This window comes from Roseibium sp. RKSG952 (assembly GCF_009711355.1).
Map to the genome: position 1 here is coordinate 1 of NZ_SMMF01000106.1, position 260 is coordinate 260.

A 260-nucleotide genomic window follows, 5' to 3' on the forward strand; every position below is an offset into this window, starting at 1 on the left:
GCCAAGGGGATCAAGAGCGAAGGAGCCGATGCGGCGATCGTCAACACTGGTTCGATCCTGTCAAGGCAATCCGACGGTATAGATTCGACCGGTGCAAATGCGTCGATTGCCAATGGCGGTACCATCACGACAGAGGCTGAAACCACTTACGGGATCCTCTCAGAGGGTTCAAACGTATCCATCACCAACACCGGCGGCGTCTCCACATCCGGTAACTTTGCCCACGCAATTGCTGCGGCTGCCGACAATGCTAGCGTCAC

At 56.5% G+C, this 260-nt stretch carries 1 protein-coding gene; it reads left to right on the forward strand.

Annotated elements, in window-relative coordinates; all coding sequences use genetic code 11:
• The coding region (locus tag E1297_RS48680; protein ID WP_209015517.1) for a hypothetical protein at nucleotides 1–260 on the forward strand (260 nt) is incomplete at both ends.